The following is a 14,174-nucleotide window of genomic DNA, read 5'->3' on the forward strand; positions in this document are numbered from 1 at the left end:
CAGGTTGAGTGATCAATATCCCACATCAGAAGGAACACCTTAAGTTGACGCCAAATCTTTTGGTAGTAGGTACTGACAGGTTATCATATCCCTGTGAGTTACCCACGCCCAGTGAGCTCACTTCCGGATCGAAGTTGGTATACTTTGGGAAGTTAGGCGCATTGTACCAGAGGTTCCTTCCTGACAGTGAGATGGTGGCAGAGCCAAACGGTGAATTACCCAGTAAGCTCTTCGGAAAATCATATGCCAGGGAGATCTCACGCAATCTGAACACAGTTGCATCGAATATGGAACCTTCATTCACACCGCCAGGACCCATACCGCCGTTGAAGAAATGATCTTCATAAGACATCGCCACGTTATTCGGGATCTTCTGTCCACGTTCATCCAACAGTGCTTTCAGCGTATTTATGTCGCCCATTACACCGGGAGAAACAATTTGGAACTCACGTTTCTCCGTATCCCTGGTCACGCCGCGGGACATCATCTGCCCCACAGTATTGGAGTACATCTGTCCACCCTGTTTCCAATCAAAGAGTATATTTAGTGTCACGCTTCTGTACTTAAAGGTATTGGTGATGCCCAGTATGAAATCAGGATTAGGATTACCGATCGCCTTGAGTGAGCCGGATACCAATGGCTTACCGGAAGCAGGATCTATCAGGATATTACCTTCCTCATCACGTGCATAGGCAGTACCCTGGATCAATCCGTATGGCTGGCCAACGATATGCACACTGCTGGTTCCGTTGGTACCACCGTAGCTGAAACGTTCATAACCACCGAGGTCTTTGATCATGTTTCTGTTGCGGGTAAAGTTGGCGTTGATATCCCAGTTGAAACCATTGGCTGTACGGATAGGAGCAGCCGTAAAACCGATCTCTATTCCCTTGTTGGTGGCCTCTCCCAGGTTCAGGATCTGTGTGGTATAACCGGAAGAAGGTGCTGCTGTTACCTCAAAGATCTGTGAAGTACTGCGTTTATTGTAGTAAGTCAGATCAATACCGATACGGTTATCCAGGAACTGTAACTCTCCTCCCAATTCCAGTTCTGTAATGAACTCAGGTTTCAGGTTGGCATTTGTCAGCAGGTTGGATTGCGTAACGATATTATACACAGCACCATTCTGTGGCGTGAAGGGCAGGCCCACATTGGATGGGGTTGTACTACCACCAAGAATAGCATTGATCTGGTAAAAATTGGCTGTCTGATAAGGAGACGCCTCATTACCTACTCTCGTATAACCAGCTCTTACCTTACCGAAATTCAGTACTTCTTTTGGCAGATGGAAGGCTTCTGTAAATACCAGTGATCCATTCACACCACCATAAAAATAACTGCGGTTATTGGCAGGCAGCGTAGACGATACATCATTACGTCCTACGAAGTTCAGGGAAGCAAAGTTCTTATAGTCAAAGGTGATATCTGTAAAGAACGCATAATAACGCTGCTTCAGCAGGTTCCTGTTATTGGTGAGCTGTACACCGGTTACAGAACTGGTATTGTTCATATCATGCAGATCCGCCACGATGATGTTATCTCCGTAAAATGCCTTCCTGTCTGTAAATCGCTGGTTCACGTTATTTCCCAAGATAGCGCGGACAGATATGTTTGGTGTGATAGCATGTGTTGCGGTCAACAACAAGGTATTATCCAGTTCCTGGCGGTAGATATTATCGCTTGTGATACTACCGTTGGCATAAGAAGAAGATCCTTTCCCTCTTACACTTAATCGCCTGTCTGTGTATGCATTAAAGCCGATCGTATTCTGAACATTCAGCCATGAGAAAGGATCAAAACCTACAATGAGATTACCATAGTAACGGTCCACGTCACTTTTGTTCGGACTATGTTTTACTGCCCAATAGGGGTTATCCACACCAGTATAGTCATATACATTACTACCATCTATCGGATTCTCAAAAGGGTAATGCGTGAGATCGTAGCTGGTTGGCACATACATCAACGTCGACATGATAGACCCCGTCAATCCGCCTACAGGAGGCGTTTTCTGGCGGGTAGTTACGTAGTTGATAGAGCCGCTGGCATAAAACTTATTCTCCAGCCGGATATTGCCGCCTATATTCACAGAGGTACGCTTGATCTCATTACCGGGCACTACGCCCCTGTTATCTGTATTGGAAAAGCCTGCATTGAAATTCCCCTTCTCACTGCCGGAAGAGATGGTGATCGCATTTTCGTATACACTCCCCGTTCTGAAAAAGTTTTTGGCATTCTCTTGTGCATAGGATTTGTAGGGGACCTGTATGGGCGTCACACCATCGGCTTCATAAAATTCGGGAAATACAGCAGAACTAAACTGACGTGTTAACTGATGAGGAATTGTAGCGCGGGTAGGCAGCATACTGGACACTCCCTGAAAAGGTTGCCCCCAGGAAGCATATACACCTTGCCTGTAGTCATTGTTGGTACCTTGTCCGTAGCGTGTCTGGTATTCAGGCAGTCCGGCCACTTCTTCAATAGCATAAGAAGTATTGTAAGTGATCTCTGTGCCTTTGCGGCTTTTCTTCTTACCTGCTTTCGTGGTGATGATGATAGCGCCATTTGCCGCTCTTGAACCATACAATGCAGCTGCTGCTGCACCTTTGAGCACTGTCATACTCTGTATATTATTGGGATCAAGGTCGAATGCGCGGTTGGTCACTCCGACACCACCTACAGAAGAAGAGCCTACATTCGCAAAGCTGGAGTTATCAAAAGGTACCCCATCTACTACAAACAAAGGCTGGTTGTTACCATTCAGCGAAGAGTTACCACGAATGGTGATATTGGTACCACCACCAGCCACACCACCGGCAGACTGGATATTCACACCGGCCACTTTACCTGTCAGTGCGCGTACAGGATCGGGTTCTGACTTCTGGGCGAGTTTCTCTGAACCCACTGTGCTGACGGAATATCCCAGGCTGTTTTTCTGCCGTGCGATACCTGCTGCTGTCACAACAATATCGTGCAGTTGTTTTACGGCCGCCTGTAGTTTGATAGTACCTGCCTGCGCAGCACCGATCTCTGTTACATGATAACCGATAGCGGTAATGGCCAGCGTGGCGCCCTGTTTTACCTTTAGTGTAAAAGAACCATCTCCTCCTGAAGTAACACCATTACTGGTGCCTTTTTCTACGATTGTTGCGCCGGGAAAGGGATCGCCGCTTTCACCGAGTACCTTACCCCTGATCACCGTATCTGCTGCGGGAGCAGAGGGCTGCGGCTGAATATTATGTTGTTCACTTTTTTCCTTCAGGATAATGAAGCCATCATTTACTACGAAGTTAATGTCCAGTCTCCCTAATACTTTGTCCAGCACTTTGCCGAGTTCTTCTTCATTTGCACTGGCAGTAACCTTTTTATCCATGGCAATACGATCGGAGCTATATACAAACTTCACGTCTGCTTTTGACCTGATCTGGTTGAGCACCATCTTAAGACTCACATCATCTGCCTGCAGGGATATCTTTCTGTTCAGGATATTCTGTGCATACAAGGCTCCGGGACTGGCTGAGAATAACATCATCATACCTAATGATGTGATAATGACGGATTTGGTTATAAAAGCATTTGTCTTTACATTTATGGACATAGGCCTGTTTCTTTGTTAGATTTCTGGTTGAATAAGACAAAGGAATCCCCTTACTGCGCTGTCACGCAGTATTTCAGGGCTAAATCAATTTCAGCAGGGGGCTGTCACCTCCTGCTTTTATTTTTACTGTTTACTTTCCCCATAGGCTACTCTTTTAGTGTGATAGTGATACATTCTCATTTTGGTTGAATTACAGTTCATAGTTTATTTTTTTGGTCGTATTAATACCATCTTATCATTGATCGTTATATCCAGGTTGAGAGCCTGGCTGATCATCTCCATCGTATGTTCTAAAGATTGGTCTGTCATGTCCGCTGTAATAAGGTGCTTTCGAATGGCGGTATCTTCCAGGTTGATCTTTACTTCAAATTTCTTTTCTATTTTCTGTATTACGTTGTTCATACTGGCGTCATTGAACGCCATATCATATTCAGTCCCCCTGATAAATTCGTGTATGTCTGTACGCGATGGATGTCCGTTTACTACTGATGCATGCACTTCTGAATAAATGATACTTTCATTTGTTTTAACGATCTGCTCTTTTGTTGATTTCGATCCTACTACTACGGATCCTGTCAATACTGATATGGCTACTTCCCCCTTTTCATTCTTACGGATATTAAAGCTGGTACCTAATACGCCTGTGGTGAGTGAGCCGCAGTACACAACAAAAGGACGTTTCGCGTCTTTTGCTACTTCAAACAGGGCTTCTCCTTCCAGTGTCACAGGGCGTTCATTCTTATTGAAAACGGCCGGGAATGTCAGTTTGCTTTCCCCTTTCAACCATACAATGCTGCCGTCAGACAGGATGTGTTTACGGATATGCCCTTTGTCGCTGTAGGCATAAGTGGTTCTATGTGGAGCTACGATGTCCAGTACGCTCGTCCTCCAGATATAACCTGCTACAATGATCACGGCTATTGTCGCTGCCACTGCTACCTTTTGCGCCGGGCGAAACATGCGGACAGTTTTTACCTGCTGCTGACCGATACGCTGCTGCAAACGGCTGAACATCTCTTCTTTTGCAGATGACAGTTCTTCCGGGGGAAGCTTGTCAAATGCTGCATTATCCTCCATCGTGTCAAGCCACTTTTCCAGGTGTTCCATTTCCTGTTCATTGAGGAGACCTTTTGTATATCTGTCCAGTAAATGTTTAAATTCCTTATTGTGCATCAGTAACTGAGACTTGTTTTAGTATATGGCGTTGACACTTCTATATACTATGTAAACTGAAAAAGGGGATACACCTATCCGGAGGAGAAAAAATTTATAAAAACCAGAAATATTCTCTGAAAGCCAGGCGTAAATGCTTCAGGGCTTTGGTAAGATGGTTTTCCACGGTCTTATGGGAGATATTCAGGGCATTGGCAATATCATGGATGGAACGGTGTTCATTCCGGCTCATCCTGAACACCTGCTGGCATTTTTCGGGCAGGCGGGATACTTCTTTTTCAAGGGCATTGGCCAGATCGGCAAAGGCAACATGCTCCTCGCTGGAATTATCCTGCAAAGGCGTATTATAGCGGGCAAAAGAGCTGGCGTAGGTTTTCCGTACCTTATCTGCCTTGATATAGTTGAATATCTGGTATTTAACTGCCGTGTACAGGTAGGCAGAGAGGGTTTGCTGCAACCGGAGTTCGGCCCGCCTGTTCCAGAGGGAGAAGAAAACCTCCTGGATCAGTTCTTCCGTCACTTCCTTCGATTTCAAACGATTGTAGACGTAAGCATATAAAAGGGGCCAGTACTTGTTATAAATACATTCGTAGGCAGCCATATCACCTGTTTGCAATAGAGCGATAAGATCTGCATCATCATATGTATTTAAATTTCTAATAATGTAGGTTTTTAAGCGTGCTGAAGTTGGTTGATAGTATAAACTAACAAAAAAAAGTATAGAAATCATAACCAATTATCAAAAATTCAGCTTTTTTCTTTTAAAAACTACTTCTTTTAATCAGTCTGCAGAATTTTGGTAGTGAAAAATGAGGGCGTAGGTACAGTTATATCCTGGTTATTATGCCGGATGTAGCTGCTTATGATTAGCATATATCTATGTTTCTCCTATGTCTATCCTATGTTGATCTTACGTTCAAAGACGTAAGATCAACATAGGATAGACATAGGAGAAACATAGGTAAGACCTGATTATATCCTGGACAGCACTCAGGACAATAAAAAACCGCCTCATTTGGCATGAGACGGCTTTTTTTCTGTGAATATGCTATATATACAGGCAACAGGTAATTACGTGCTCTTTGCCCCTTAAAAATCAATTTTCGCGAAGCAGATATAGTTCCTGTAGATGCAGGGCACCAGCACAGACCGGCCGCTGATCTGCTTACCATAACGGGGCATCCAGGTGAAACCCTTGTCAAGGTTACGTAAGGTTGGCTTACGGCTGGCTTTACCATCGGGCTGTACACTGTTGTCTGTCAGGATATAACTGCGCCTGTCCAGCTCATTATACAGGAAACGCAGTTCACTGCCAATGTTGACCATCATGTAGGACAGATACAGGTCAGAACCGTCGTCATACTGGCTCTTGTGTACAAAATTGCTCCAAAGCAGGTTACCGTCGTTATCCATTGAGAGCACCGCTACGTTGTCGTAATGATAGCGGTCCTGGGAGTTATAATTATTGTACCAGGGATTGTAGTAAAACGGCGAATACGGCGAATAATAGTAGGGTGTATACATACCATAAGGGCCGTACATATAATTCCATCGGTTCCAGGGCTGTGAACGCGAAGTGGTGTAGTAAGATTCCGCAGTGACAATAAAACCGCCGTTGCTGGTATTGATGATCTTACGGATGAAATAGTCGTTGAAAGCTGCATTGGTGGAGGATTCCCCTTTAGCATTATTTTTCAGATCAGGAGTAAAGGCCACTTCCTTTTCGTATAACAGCTGCTTCTGTGCATAGTCATATTTGCTAACGTACAGGCCCTCCACGTTCCCTCTCTTCTGCTTATAGTAAAAGGCGGTGATCAGCACCTTTTTACTGTTATTGTCCACCTTCATTTTCACTTCGTCCAGCAACTGGGTTTTGAGCTGCATAGGCACATTCTCAAAGGAATCCACCACAGCCCGTTTAATGATCAGGTTACCACTGACGATATAATCCCTGTTGTTGGTACGTTCCAGTTTATTAAAGATCAGGTCACCTTCATTGGTGAGATTAAAGTTGCTGAGGAAGGATTTTTTAGTTTCCATCGGCAAAGATACCCGGCTGTTGTTGATCAGTTTAAAGGCGCTGTCATACAGGAAAGTGTAGAATACGTTGTCGTTTTCCTTATCCTGGTTGATCTTATAAACCAGGATCTTATTCTTGTCTTCCGAATATTCTACGGAGTACACTTTATTATCTTTGGAATAAAATCCGATCCTCGTAGAATCCACCATTACCGGCGCATCAGCAAAGCGGGCATTACCGTCCATGGTAGCACAGAAACTATAAACGGCATCCTTACGCTGGAACTGGTATAACATGAATACTTTATCAGCATAGGACACAAAATCGACGCTGATCAGTTTTTTGGGCAGAAAATCCAGTTTTACCCGGCTTTTAAGCGCCATTGTATTATCATAGATAGAAACGACATAATCACCTCTATCGCTCTTGTATACCAGTATATTTCCTGATACCCTGCCGATAATTTCAAATTCCGTGCTTTTGTAATCGTCCCTTTCCGGTTCTGTATAGGAGATCTTCTGGGCCATTACAGCCCCGCTCCATAAAACCAGTAAAGCATAGAGATATAGAATGCGCATTGCTTATATTTTAAAAGGTTGCAAGTTTAGGATATAGATCTAACGGTAAATCGCTATCATTCATTGTGAAACATGGGCAGGAAAACGTGGAGCATTCCGGCCATCTAACACTAAAATACGTAATTACGAATTACCAAAGCGAATTACAGTCATCTTCCTTTATCAGGCTGTTTTAGTCCTGTTATTCACAGAAAACGGGGCACTGCTGCTATTCATCACTTTCAATTCGTAATTTCTAATGCTGAATTATGTATTTTTACGATTATGGATACGGTGTTAATTACCGGCGGCACGGGTCTCGTGGGCCGGGCGCTTACTAAGTTGCTTACAGACAATGGTTATAAAGTCATTATTCTGAGCCGGCGTAATAGCGGCGACGATACGGATAATGAGCTTGTCAGCTATGCCCATTGGGATATTGCCCGTCATACAATTGATGAAGCAGCTATACAGCAGGCAGATTACATCGTCCATCTTGCAGGCGCCAATGTTGGGGACAAACGCTGGACTACAGCCCGTAAAAAGGAGATTGTGAACAGCCGTGTGCAGACTGCAGGCCTCCTATTCGATGCCCTCAGCAAGTACCCAAACAACGTAAAAAAAGTGATCAGCGCCTCTGGTATCGGCTATTACGGCGAGAATAAAGGCGGACCAGCCTTTACGGAAAATGATCCGCCAGCGGGCGATTTCCTGGGAAATACCTGTGTAGCCTGGGAAAACAGTATCCTGAGAATGCGGGAACTGCAGAAAAAAGTAGTCATCTTACGCACCGGCATCGCGCTCAACCTTGCCGGTGGTGCTATGAAGGAATTCTATAAACCTTTACAGTTCGGATTTGCAACCATTCTGGGTAACGGGGAACAATATGTCAGCTGGATCCATCTTCATGACCTGGCCCGTATTTATCTGAGCGCTATCGTCAATCATGACCTGGAAGGTATTTACAATGCAGCGGCCCCCCATCCGGTACAAAATAAAGAGCTGGTAATGACGATGGCACAAGAGGCCAAGGGAAGGAGCTTCCTGCCTGTATATGTGCCTGCATTTGCACTAAAACTGGCATTGGGCGAAATGAGTATTGAGGTATTGAAAAGTTGCCGGGCATCTTCTGTCAAAATACAGGAAACGGGATTTGTGTTTTCATACCCGGATATCCGTAGTGCGATGGAGAACATCTTCCAGGAAAAAGATAAATAACCTGTCCTTAACCCTCCAGGATATTTTTCATAGCTTCTGCCTTTAACAGGCATTCCTCCCATTCCTTTACAGGATCGGCATAATAGGTAATAGCAGAACCGGTCTGGAAAGAAAGGTATTTCCTGGCGGCATTATAGAGTATACTGCGTATAACCACGTTGAAATCAAAGTCGCCTTCCGGGGTAATATATCCCAGGGCGCCGGAGAACAGTCCTCTGCGGGATTGCTCATACTGTTCTATCAGCTGCATCACGCTCAGTTTAGGCGCGCCTGTCATGGAGCCCATCGGAAAAGCCTGACTGATCACATCTGTAAAAGATACCCCCTCTTCAAGGGTAGCCGTCACCGTAGAGATCATGTGATGCACCTGCGCAAACGAATAGATACCGAATAACTCCGCCACATGTACGCTGCCGCGTGTAGCGGTATGAGAAAGGTCATTACGCACAAGGTCAACGACCATTACATTCTCTGCCCTTTCCTTGCTGTTCTGCTGCAATTCCCTACGGCGCTCATCATCAGCAGCCGGTGTCTCTCCACGCCTGATCGTACCTTTTATAGGTTGTGAAATAACAACAGGACCTTTCTTCTGCATGAAACGTTCAGGACTGGAACAAGCCATGTACAGGTCATTCGTGCGATAATATGCTGCGAAGGGAGAAGGAGAAACCTTGTTCAGGCGTTTGAAAAGAGAAAGGGGATGTACGATGGCATCTTCAATGAAATTTTCCCTGCAGAAATTCACTTCATAACAGTCGCCCCGGTGTATATGTTCCTGTAAGCTGCTAACTGCGTTGATGTATTGTTGTTTATCGAGATGGGCCTGCACCTTACCGGCAGGCATTTGCTGTACTTTCTCTGCTTTTGCCGCGAGACATTCTCTATAAATGTTATGGGCGGCAGCTTCGTCCATCTCCCACCCTCCTATCTGTACCTCATTATTACGCAATAGCATGACGATACGGGGCCGGAAAAAGAAGAGGTCAGCCCAGCCTATTCCGTCTTTGTTATCGGAATATAAGCCCGGAAACACCTCATTTTTGAGATCGTATGCAAGATGACCAAACAGCCAGTCACGATGAGTATTGTGATATTGGAGCAATGAGGGGAATGCATTGCCGGCATTGCAGGAAAGCGTATCCAGCGCATCTGCGGCCAGTATAGCTTCGTTTTGGTGATAGATGGAAGCGTAGTTGTTATTATCCAAAAAACAGCAAATGTTGAACTGATTACTCCAATTCAACATTTGCTGTTTAAATAAGTTTGGATCATTAACCGGGAAACCGTAAAATATCCTGATAATGCGTGCTTTTAATGCTTAGAAATCGTCGTCATCATCATCAAAGCCACCCCTGTCGTTGAACAGGCCCATGTCCTTGAACTCGTCATCGATGCCCAGATCATCATCGTCGTCTGCGCTCTTCTTACCAGGGCGGCCACGTTTGCTCTTAGGTTTAGGCATGTCAAACTCTTCGAAATCAGGATCATAGTCCTCATCATCACCTTTACCCCAATTATCATCATCATCGTCCAGATCTACATCATCGTCATCATCCAGATCATCCTCGTCATCGTCGTTTTTCTTCTTTGACTTTGAAGCCGACTTATCTGATTTTTTAGAAGCAGCAGACTTACTGGGAGTTTCCTCCTCATCCAGATCTTCATCATCGTCCTCCTCTTCCTTCTTTGGCTTACTTGCAGCTTTAGGTGCGGCTTTCGTAGTCTTTGGAGAACTCGTCTTTTTGGTCTCTTTTTCGTTATCAGATTTTGATTTCATAATAGGTTCACTTAAGTCTTTAGCGTATTTCTTTTGCGTAAAGTTTTAACAGTTTTTTGTATTAGCCAAATTTTTTTTGCCGATTTTTTTTCGTAATTTTTTAGGCTTTTTCCTGCTCCAGGATCTGGTCCCTGCCTGGTCCATTGGACACAAATTTCACAGGTACATCCAGGTAACTTTCTACTGCTTTTACGAAGGATTTCATCTCGGCAGGCAGCTCATTAAAGTGCTTGCTCTTGGCTGCTGTTTCGTCACTCCAGCCTTTATGCTTCTCCCATATAGGTTTTACTTCTGCATCGTTCAGCTGGTAAGGCATGGCGCTTGTCTGCTGACCATCGATTTCATAGGCGGTACATGCGTACACCTCATCAAAAGCATCGAGTACATCACTTTTGGTCATTACCAACTGGGTAACACCACTCAGCATACAGGTATAATTCAGGGCTACCAGGTCTATCCAGCCACAACGGCGGGGACGGCCTGTAGTGGCGCCAAATTCATTACCTTCTGCACGAAGTTTTTCGCCGGTAGCGTCATGCAGCTCAGTAGGGAATGGTCCGCTACCTACACGGGTACAGTATGCTTTGGTTACACCGATCACTTCCTTTATCCACTTAGGCGCTACTCCCAGTCCGGAACATACGCCGGCAGAAATCGTACTTGAAGAAGTAACAAACGGATATGTACCAAAATCCACATCCAGCATGCTGCCCTGTGCGCCTTCCGCCAGCACCTTCTTGCCTGCTTTCAGTTTATCGTTGATGAAATATTCTCCATTTACAATATTCATCTGCTTCAGGTAGCTTACTGCATCGAAGAACTCAGCTTCCCAGTCTGCAATATCCTTTGCAATTTCAGCTTTCATTTCTGCTGTAAAATCATATCCTGCCAGCAGATGCTGGTGTTTCTCTTTCAGTTTGTTATAACGCTCATTAAAATCAGCGCGCAGCACATCCCCTACTCTCAGACCATTACGGCCGGTTTTATCCATGTAAGCCGGTCCTATACCCTTCAGGGTAGAACCAATCTTTTCACTGCCTTTGGCTAATTCTGAGGCCTTGTCAAGTGCACGATGAGAAGGTACGATAATATGCGTTCTTTCTGCAATAAAAAGATTCTTTTTCAGATCAACACCCAAAGAAGAAATCTTATCACATTCCTTTTTAAATGTCACAGGGTCCAGTACCACACCATTACCGATCAGGTTAGTGGTATTCTTGTGAAATACACCGGAAGGGATGGTATGTAACACTACCTTCTGGCCATCCACATATAATGTATGCCCTGCGTTGGGCCCACCCTGAAAGCGGGCTATGACATCGTATTTACCTGCAAAGTAATCCACAATCTTTCCTTTGCCTTCATCGCCCCACTGTAGGCCCAGCAAAACATCTACCATAAGAGTTGATATTGATTTTTAAAAACGAAGTGGCAAAATTAAGGAAAAATAGCACGAATCCGAATATAGGAATTAATAATCAGGAACCGGGTACCCTGTCCGCAAAAAAAGACGGGCCACAGGAATAAACGCCCTGTAACCCGTCTTATTATAATAAGATCTTAATTTTCGCTAAACTTATTCATCCTCCAGGCGGCTTACCGATTGAATACCATCCAGTTTTTTCAGCTTTTCGAACAGCTCATCCAGCTCCTCTTTATCATGTACGAACACCTTGATCAGCCCTTCGAACAGCCCTTCGCTGGATTCAATGGTCAGACCGGCAATATTCACCCTCAGCTCACCGGAAATCACGTTGGTGATCTTGTGAATAACCCCTACATCATCCATACCAACGATCCTCAGCCCCGTCAGGAAGGATATCTCCCTGTTCTTCACCCACTTGGTCTTCACAACACGGTGGCCATAGTTAGCCAACAGCTGAGCGGCATTGGGACAGTTTGTTCTGTGGATCTTCAGCCCTTCACTGGCGGTGATGAAACCGAATACGTCATCTCCCGGAATAGGACGGCAGCAGTTGGCCAGTTTGTAGGCTATTTTGTCTGAACTTTCCCCGAAAATGATCAGTTCCGCATCTTTCTTGGAAGGGAGCTGGTGTTTCACGTGATCTTCCGGGATATGATCCGGCTGTTTCACCGGTGGCGGTTTAGGCGCCTCCAGCTTATCCCCCAGTACGGTGAACTGCTTCAGTTCCTTCAGGTCAATATTCTTAACAGCGATCTGGTAATACAGGTCCAGCGGGGATGGCTGCTTATAGAACTGTACCAGTTCATTGATATTATGCTGGCTATTGGAAATCTTCAGGTGGTCCAGCTTACGTTCCAGCACGTCCTTCCCGTCCATGGCCACTTTCCTCTTTTCCTCCTTCAGGGCATCCTTGATCTTGGATTTGGCCTTGGCCGTTAAAGCATAGCTCAACCAGTCTTCGGTTGGTTTCTGCTTATTGGATGTAATGATCTCTACCTGGTCGCCACTGCGCAACTTATGGCTGATAGGCACCAGCTTATAGTTCACTTTGGCGCCGATACACTTGTTCCCTACCGCGCTATGGATAGCATAGGCAAAATCCAGGGCGGTGGAGTTTACAGGCAATATCTTCAGATCACCTTTCGGTGTATATACATAGATCTCCTCTGTGAAGAGGTTACTTTTAAAGTCTGCCAGGAAATCCAGCGTATTGGAATCCGGATTGTTCAGGATCTCCCTGATCTGGGTGAACCACTGATCAAATTTAGCCTCTGTGCTAACGCTCTGGTTACTGCCCTCTTTATAACGCCAGTGAGCGGCCAGCCCTTTTTCCGCATAGTCGTTCATCCTCTTGGTGCGGATCTGCACTTCCACCCATTTACCCTGTGGCCCCATTACCGTCACATGCAGTGCCTCATACCCGTTGGATTTCGGGTTACTGAGCCAGTCGCGGGTCCTTTCCGGGCTGGGGTGATAAAAGTCCGTAATAATAGAGTACACCTTCCAGCAGTCGGACTTTTCCTTCTCCAAAGAAGAATCCAGGATGATACGGATCGCAAAGAGGTCGTACACTTCTTCAAAGGTGACGCCTTTCTTCTTGATCTTATTCCAGATGGAGTGTATGGATTTAGGTCGTCCGTAAATCTCGAACATCAGGCCTTCCTCCTGTAACACCTCCTTAATAGGCTTTATGAATTCATTGATATAACGGGTACGCTCACGCTTGGTCTCCTTCAGGCGTTTGGCGATGTCCCGGTAAGTCTGCTGCTCGGTGTACTTCATTGACAGGTCCTCCATTTCGGACTTGATATTGTACAGACCGAGACGGTGGGCCAGCGGGGCATAGATAAATACGGTTTCCGAGGCTATTTTGAGCTGTTTTTCACGGCTCATACTATCCAGGGTACGCATATTATGCAACCTGTCTGCCAGTTTTATAAGTATCACCCTGGGGTCGTCCGCCAGTGTGAGCAGGATCTTTTTAAAGTTTTCCGCCTGGGCGGTGCTTGTATTTGAGTCGATCACGGTGGAGATCTTGGTCAGACCATCCACGATATGGGCGATCTCGGGCCCGAGAACCCGATCCACGTCTTCCAGGGTGACTTCGGTATCTTCCACGGTATCGTGAAGCAGGGCGCAAATAGCGGAACGTACGCCCAAGCCGATTTCGTCAACGCAGATCTGCGCTACAGCGAGGGGATGTAAGATATAAGGTTCACCGGATTTCCGGCGCATTTCCTTGTGTGCGTCTGCCGCCATTTCGAAGGCAGTACGTACCAGTTCACGGTCTCCTTTCTTCAAACGGGGTTTAAGCGACCTCAGTAAAGCGCGGTAATGACGAACGATCTCTTTCTTTTCCTGTTCCTCGTCGAGGTTATATTGTTTTACTACCACTGTATCCATCT

Annotated in this window: 9 protein-coding genes; 1 reads left to right on the forward strand and 8 read right to left on the reverse strand. The window is 45.5% G+C overall.

What is annotated here, in order from left to right; translation table 11 throughout:
• Positions 1-25: 25 nt before the first annotated feature.
• From F3I09_RS03035 to F3I09_RS03050, 4 genes are all read right to left on the reverse strand, one after another.
• Positions 26-3,535: a SusC/RagA family TonB-linked outer membrane protein gene (locus F3I09_RS03035; protein WP_223233113.1), complete on the reverse strand. Its 3,510-nt coding sequence runs from the start codon at positions 3,533-3,535 to the stop codon at positions 26-28.
• A 267-nt stretch (positions 3,536-3,802) separates the two neighbouring features.
• The gene (locus F3I09_RS03040) at positions 3,803-4,771 is read right to left on the reverse strand and encodes a FecR family protein (protein ID WP_149693555.1); all 969 of its coding nucleotides are present in this window, start codon (positions 4,769-4,771) and stop codon (positions 3,803-3,805) included.
• Between the two features lie 94 nt (positions 4,772-4,865).
• Entirely contained in the window at positions 4,866-5,372 is a 507-nt protein-coding gene (locus F3I09_RS03045; protein WP_188133661.1) for an RNA polymerase sigma-70 factor, read from the reverse strand.
• A 488-nt stretch (positions 5,373-5,860) separates the two neighbouring features.
• A complete protein-coding gene (locus F3I09_RS03050; RefSeq protein ID WP_149693557.1) occupies positions 5,861-7,369 on the reverse strand; it encodes a hypothetical protein in 1,509 nt (502 codons plus the stop codon).
• 264 nt (positions 7,370-7,633) lie between these two features.
• Between F3I09_RS03050 and F3I09_RS03055 the strand changes: the two genes are divergently transcribed.
• The gene (locus tag F3I09_RS03055) at positions 7,634-8,566 is read left to right on the forward strand and encodes a TIGR01777 family oxidoreductase (protein WP_149693558.1); all 933 of its coding nucleotides are present in this window, start codon (positions 7,634-7,636) and stop codon (positions 8,564-8,566) included.
• A 7-nt stretch (positions 8,567-8,573) separates the two neighbouring features.
• Here the strand turns inward: F3I09_RS03055 and F3I09_RS03060 are convergent, their stop codons facing one another.
• From F3I09_RS03060 to F3I09_RS03075, 4 genes are all read right to left on the reverse strand, one after another.
• Positions 8,574-9,773: an anthranilate synthase component I family protein gene (locus F3I09_RS03060; RefSeq protein ID WP_223233114.1), complete on the reverse strand. Its 1,200-nt coding sequence runs from the start codon at positions 9,771-9,773 to the stop codon at positions 8,574-8,576.
• Between the two features lie 111 nt (positions 9,774-9,884).
• Positions 9,885-10,343, reverse strand: a complete 459-nt coding sequence (locus F3I09_RS03065; RefSeq protein ID WP_149693560.1) for a hypothetical protein — start codon at positions 10,341-10,343, stop codon at positions 9,885-9,887.
• 100 nt (positions 10,344-10,443) lie between these two features.
• The gene (locus F3I09_RS03070; RefSeq protein WP_149693561.1) at positions 10,444-11,742 is read right to left on the reverse strand and encodes an adenylosuccinate synthase; all 1,299 of its coding nucleotides are present in this window, start codon (positions 11,740-11,742) and stop codon (positions 10,444-10,446) included.
• Between the two features lie 177 nt (positions 11,743-11,919).
• Positions 11,920-14,172, reverse strand: a complete 2,253-nt coding sequence (locus tag F3I09_RS03075) for a bifunctional (p)ppGpp synthetase/guanosine-3',5'-bis(diphosphate) 3'-pyrophosphohydrolase (protein WP_149693562.1) — start codon at positions 14,170-14,172, stop codon at positions 11,920-11,922.
• Positions 14,173-14,174 lie beyond the last annotated feature (2 nt).

It is taken from the genome of Chitinophaga sp. CF418 (assembly GCF_900142925.1).
In the GTDB taxonomy this organism is placed as follows: Bacteria; Bacteroidota; Bacteroidia; order Chitinophagales; family Chitinophagaceae; genus Chitinophaga.